The organism is Streptomyces calidiresistens (genome assembly GCF_014141525.1).
Classification (GTDB): domain Bacteria; phylum Actinomycetota; class Actinomycetes; order Streptomycetales; family Streptomycetaceae; genus Streptomyces; species Streptomyces calidiresistens.
In genome coordinates this window covers 1-5621 of sequence record NZ_VKHS01000341.1, presented here as the reverse complement: position 1 = coordinate 5621, position 5621 = coordinate 1, and the positions used below count along the sequence as shown (strand labels likewise).

The window sequence follows — 5621 nt, the reverse complement described above, 5'->3', positions numbered from 1 at the left end:
GCGCGGCGGAGCAGCCGGTCGAGCCGTCGGGGGTCGCCTCCCTGCCGGAGGGGACCATCATGCTCGGCCCGTTGCCGACGCCGGCGGAGGTCGCCGGATCCGGTCGCCACCGCGGGACGCCCTCGGCCGGGGCCGGCGCGTCCGCCCCTCCGTCGGAGGCCGGACCCCGGGAACCCGCCGACGCGTCCGCCCCCGTCGCGGCGTCCCCGCCCGCGCCCGCCGCCGCCCCCGTGCGGTGGCGGCCGTGGCGATTCCGCATGAGCAACGAGCTGTGGGGCTCCCCGACGGCCCGCGACGGACTGCTGTACGTCTCCTCCTTCGAGGTGCACGCCCTGGACATCGCCACCGGACGGCGCCAGTTCAAGACCCGGGACGTGGCGTGGTTGACGGAGGTGGCCGGTGGTCGGCTGTTGGCCTCCGACGGCCCCTCGCTGCGGGCCCTGGACGCCGCCGACGGCACCGAGCACTGGAGCCTCGCCCCCGAGGGGTGGATCTACTCCCTGGCCGTGGACCGGGGCACCGTCGTCACCGGCATCCGCGGCGGCGGCGTGCAGGCGGTGGAGATCGCCACCGGTGAGCGGCTGTGGGGTATCGACGGCGCGCAGACCGATTTCGAGACCGCCGACACCGGCCCGGTCGTCGCGCACGGCACGGTCTACACCCGCGCCGACGACCGGCTCTACGCCCTGGAGGCGCGGACCGGCGCCGAACTGTGGAGCCATCCGGTCGGGGACGCCTCCGCCACCGGCGGCGTCCCGGTGCGGTTGCGGCCCGGTCCGGACACCGTGCACGTCAGTGCCGGTACCCGACTCTTCGCCCTGGACGCGGAGGACGGCACCGAGCGCTGGCGTTTCGACGCGCCCGCCGCGCTGCTCTGTCCGCCCGCCCCGGCCCCGTCCCGGCGGGGTTCCCCCGCGGGGGTGTGGGTGGTGGATTACCTCGGCACGGTGTACGCCCTGGACGCGGCCGACGGCACCGAGCGCTGGCGGATCGCCACCGAGCCGCGCAACTCGTCCGAACCCGTGCTGGTCGCCGACGGCCTGGTGCACCTCGCCGCCGGCTCGGCCGTCTACACGCTGGACGCGGTGCACGGCACGCCGTGTTGGCGTTTCGGCACCGGCGGGCCGGTGGTGGGTTCCCCGGTGGTCGCGGCGGGACGGGTGCACTTCGGGTCCGAGGACCACTGTCTGTACACCCTGGACGCGGTCACCGGTCGGTTGAGCTGGAAGCTGGAGATGGGCGGGGCGATCACCGGCACGCCCGCCGTGGCGGGCGGGATGCTCTTCGCCTGCAGCCAGGACCGGTGCGTCTACGCGCTGGACGCCGGACGCGGAACCCGCCAGTCCTCCCGTTCCTCCTGACGGTCCGGGCCCGGCCGCCCCGGCCCGGTCAGGGGTGGGGGCGAGGGGTCCCGTCGACGGTGCCGACGGGCTCGCCGGTGCCGGCGGGAGCGGTGTCCCCGGGGCCGCCCGCTCCCCGGGGGGCCGGGTGGAGCGGTGCGGTCAGTTCCGTGGAGAGGGTGCCGGTGGGTCTCTTCATCGCGGCGACGACGCCGGCCGGCACCTCGCCGTCGGGCCACGCCCCGGCGACGACCCGCGGGTTGATGGGGCGTGAGACCGGTGGGAGCGGGTCGGTCCGTTCCCGCACCAGCCAGGGGCCGGGCATCACGGCCGCCGCGGCCACCAGCAGCCCGCCGCCGAGCAGGGTCAGTGGGGCTCCCGGTCCCAGGCCCTCGCCGCCGAGCAGGAGGCTGTTCTCCAGGCCGTAGGTGTGCCCCAGCCACATCGAGGTGAGACCGAGCCCCACCACTCCCGCCAGCCCGATCAGCAGGCGGGAGCGGAGCAACAGTCCGAGCACGGCCAGGGTGGCGGCGGCGATCAGCAGCGGGAGGAGTCCGGCGGCCGCGCCGACGGCCTCCCCCGGTGAGGGGACGGCGCCGAAGACCTCGGCCGGTGGGATCTCCCGGCCGAGCCGGTCGCCGTACCAGGGTCGGAAGGAGCCCAGAACGACCGTCGCCGCCCCGATGACGGCGAGTGGGACGGCTGTGAACGAGCGAATGGTCACGGACATGCCTCCTCACGGGCATCCCCGACGCCGCCCGGGGCGTCAGTTCTCGTCACCCGACGCTACGGGGCGGGTACGAGCGGCGCACGCCGGAGGCGCCATCCGGGGACCGGGCGCCCCGCTGCCGGGGCGGGGCCCCGTCGGTGCGTCTTCCGCGTGTCCTCCGCACACACCGACGGGGCCCGGTGGCCCCCCCTCCCGGCCACCGGGCCCCGCCCGGCTGTTCGGTCCGGCGACTCCCCCGGGGCCGCCGGACCGAACCTCCCGGATCGCCCTCCCCCGTCGGGCGGTCCGTGTGTGATGAGCATGGCAGGGGGTCATAAACGATCGATAAACGCCCCGGGGCACCCCGTTCCCGGGGCCCCGCCGGACCGCTCCGGACCGGCGGGGCGGCCGATCAGGCCGGCGGGATCGAGGTCACGTGGTTGTCGGCGGGGACGACCGGTGCCTTCGGGACATCCACCGCGCCGAGACCCAGCAGGACCGCGGCGGCCAGTGAGCCGATCAGCGCGAGGGCGGCGGTACGGAGCACGGGGGTACCTCTCCTTCGTATCCTTCGTCGTTCCCCGACGGCGCCCGGTGGGGCGCCCGGGGATCTTTCTCGGTGGGCTCCCCGGGCCGGCGGCCCGGGGCGTGCCGTCGGGGGACGGCACGTGCGGGGGCGGGAGGCGCGGCCGTCCCGCGGGCGGTCCGGGTCGGCGCGGACGTCCGGACAGCACGAACCGGCTGCCGCGGGGAGCGCGGCAGCCGGTGCCGCGGTGGCGCGTCCCGGGATCGGGAGGCGTCGCCGCGGGGCGGCGGGAACGGAACGGGGGCGCGTGGCGCGCCGGGTGGTCCGGTCCGACTCGCATCGGTCCCGGCTCCCGGGGAGCGGGCACGCGCGCCCGTCCCGCCGGTCCCGCCGCGGTGGTTCAGGCCGGACCGGCCCCGGTGGCGTGGTTCTCCTGCGGACGGGTGTCCGCCGGGTTGCCGGTGGCGTGGTTCTCGTCCGGGCGGGGCCCGGGTGTGGTGGGGGCGGGCTTCTTCCGGCCGTCGGCCGGCGTCGTCGGCTCCCCCGTGGCGTGGTTCTCCTGCGGAGTCACGTTGGTCGTCATGTCGTTCTCCTGTTCTCGTGCGCCGCACGGACCGGTCCGCCCGATGGTGCGGGGGGCGGACGCGTCCCGCCGTTCCACCCGCCGGCTTCCCCTGCTCGGTGGGTGTGTCGGCGACCCTCTCGGGAGCGGCTGAACATCCGATAAACGTGCTGCTGAGGGTGTGTCACGCACGAAGTGGGGCCGGTGGTTCCCGGCGCACGCCCGGCGCACGTCCGGCGCGGGCCCGACGGGGCCACCCCCGGAGGCCTCTCACACCGGCGTCGGATCCGCCCGTCGTCCCCGCCCCGACCCCTCCCCGCCGGAGGAGTCGAGGAGTTCCCGCACCTCATCGGCCTCGGGCAGGCTCTCCGCCTCGAAGATCCCCAGGGCCTGTTCCCAACAGGCCCGCGCGCGCCCCCGCTGACCCGTCCCCTCCAGCGCCCGCCCCAGCAGGGTGAGCACCTGGGCCCGTCGGAAGTCACCCCCGATGTCCCGCAACAACCCCAACGCCTGCTCGGCCAGCGCCGCCGCCCCGGCGTCGTCCCCGGCCGCCCGCGCCGCCTCGCCGAGCCGGAACAGCGACATCCCCTCCCACAGTCGCTGGCGGTGCTCCCGGAAGATCCCCACCGCCTCCTCCAGCCGCTCGCGGGCCTCCGCGTGCCGACCGGCGGCGGTCAGCGCCATGCCCAGCGCGTACTTGGCGTTCGCCAACCGCAGCGTCGCCCCCACCTCCAGGTAGATGGCGTGCGCCCGCCCCGCCAACTCCAGCGCGGAGTCGATCCGGCCGGTGTTCAGGTGCACCCGGGCCAGGTTCGACAGCGCGCTGGCCTCGGTGGGGGCGTTGCCGTCCTCGCGGAACACCGCCACCGCCCGCTCCAGGTGCTCCTCCGCCTCCCCGTGCCGGGACCGGTAGATGGCGATGATGCCCTGGTCGTTGAAACCGTAGCCGCGCGCCACCGGGTCGCCGGTCGCGGTGCCCAACCGGGCCGCCTCGGCCGCCTCCCCGGCGGCCTCCCGCACCCGCCCGGTCACGCTCAGGCTGTGCGTCGAGGACACCCGGGCCCGCCCCTCCGCGTGCCGGTCACCCTCCGCGACCGCCCCTTCCAGCACCACCGCGCAGGTCTGCTCGTACTGCAGGGAGAAGGCACCCGTCTCGGCGAGGTCCTTGGCGGCGATCAGCAGATCCGCGGCCTTGCCCGCCCGACCGCCGCGCGCCCCCTGCCGGGCACAGGCCAGCAGGCACTCCGCCTCCGCGAACAGCCATTCGCGGGTGCCGGCGGTGTCCCCGGGGGCCCGGGGCACACCGGGAGCCGCCTCCCGGATCCCGCCGGCGAGGTGCTCCACCGTCCGGTCGCCGGGCCGCTCCATCGCGAAGACCCGGCAGGCCCCCGCCAGATGGAAGTCCAGCAGCCGGTCCGTGGCCGCCCGCCCGGCCGCCGGGGCCTCGTCCCGCTCCGCGCAGGCCCGGGCGAACAGCCGCACCAGATCGTGCAGCCGGTAGCGGCCGGGCGCGGCGGACTCCAGCAGGCTGGTGTCCACCAGGGACTCCAGCACCTCCTCGGTGTCCTCCGGGTCGCGGTCCAGCAGGGCGGCGGCGGCCCGCAGCGAGATGTCGGGCCCCTCGACCAGTCCCAGCAGCCGGAACGCCCGGGCCTGCTCGGGCTCCAACTGCCCGTACCCCAGCTCGAAGGTGGCCTTGACCGCCTGGTCCCCGGCCTGCAACTCGTCCAACCGGCGCCGCTCGTCGGCCAGCTTCCGGGCCAGCACCGCCACCGCCCAGGTGCGCCGGGCGGCCAGCCGGGCGGCGGCGATCCGGATGGCCAACGGCAGGAAGCCGCAGGCGGCCACCACGTCCATCGCCGCCTGGCGCTCGGAGTTCACCCGCTCGGCGCCGACGATCCGGGCGAAGAGTTGGAGGGACTCCTCCGGGCTCATCACGTCCAGGTCCACCAGGTGGGCACCGGCCAGGTCCACCATGCGGGTGCGACTGGTCACCAGCACCGCGCAGTCGGGCGTGCCGGGCAGCAGGTCGCGGATCTGGGCGGCGTCCCTGGCGTTGTCGAGCAGGGTCAGCACCCGGCGGCCGTCCAACAGCGAGCGGAAGAGCGCGGCACGCTCCCCGGGGCTCTCGGGGACATCCCGGTCGGCCACCCCCAGGGCGCGCAGGAAGGACGCCAGCACCGCCGCCGGCTCCATCGGCGTCGGGCTCGCCCCCTGGAGGTCCACGTACAGCTGACCGTCGGGGTAGCGTTCGCGCACGGCGTGCGCCACGTGCACGGCCAGGGTGGTCTTCCCCACCCCTCCGATACCGGCGACGGCGGAGAGCGCCATCACCGGACGCCGACTGTCGGTCAACCACTCGCCCAACTCCGCCACGAACTCCCGCCGCCCCGTGAAGTCCGCCACCGCCGGCGGCAGCTGTGCCGGGCGGGGGCGGGGCGCCGGACTCTCCCTGTCTCTTATACACAGCTGACGCTGCCGGAC

5 protein-coding genes are annotated in these 5621 nt (G+C 76.2%); 1 reads left to right on the top strand and 4 read right to left on the bottom strand.

Annotated features, from left to right (window positions below; genetic code table 11):
- Positions 1-1361, top strand: a 1361-nt coding sequence (locus FOE67_RS14900) for an outer membrane protein assembly factor BamB family protein (RefSeq protein ID WP_182664462.1), incomplete at its 5' end; no start/stop codon positions are given.
- Between the two features lie 28 nt (positions 1362-1389).
- Here FOE67_RS14900 and FOE67_RS14895 read toward each other — a convergent pair.
- The 4 genes from FOE67_RS14895 to FOE67_RS30960 form a co-directional block, all read right to left on the bottom strand.
- Positions 1390-2064 (bottom strand): hypothetical protein, encoded by a 675-nt coding sequence (locus tag FOE67_RS14895; protein ID WP_182664460.1) that lies wholly within the window; start codon positions 2062-2064, stop codon positions 1390-1392.
- 397 nt (positions 2065-2461) lie between these two features.
- The gene (locus FOE67_RS30060) at positions 2462-2596 is read right to left on the bottom strand and encodes a hypothetical protein (protein ID WP_267133335.1); all 135 of its coding nucleotides are present in this window, start codon (positions 2594-2596) and stop codon (positions 2462-2464) included.
- Between the two features lie 379 nt (positions 2597-2975).
- Entirely contained in the window at positions 2976-3158 is a 183-nt protein-coding gene (locus FOE67_RS14890; RefSeq protein ID WP_182664458.1) for a hypothetical protein, read from the bottom strand.
- 249 nt (positions 3159-3407) lie between these two features.
- Positions 3408-5621, bottom strand: a 2214-nt coding sequence (locus tag FOE67_RS30960) for an ATP-binding protein (protein WP_182664457.1), incomplete at its 5' end; no start/stop codon positions are given.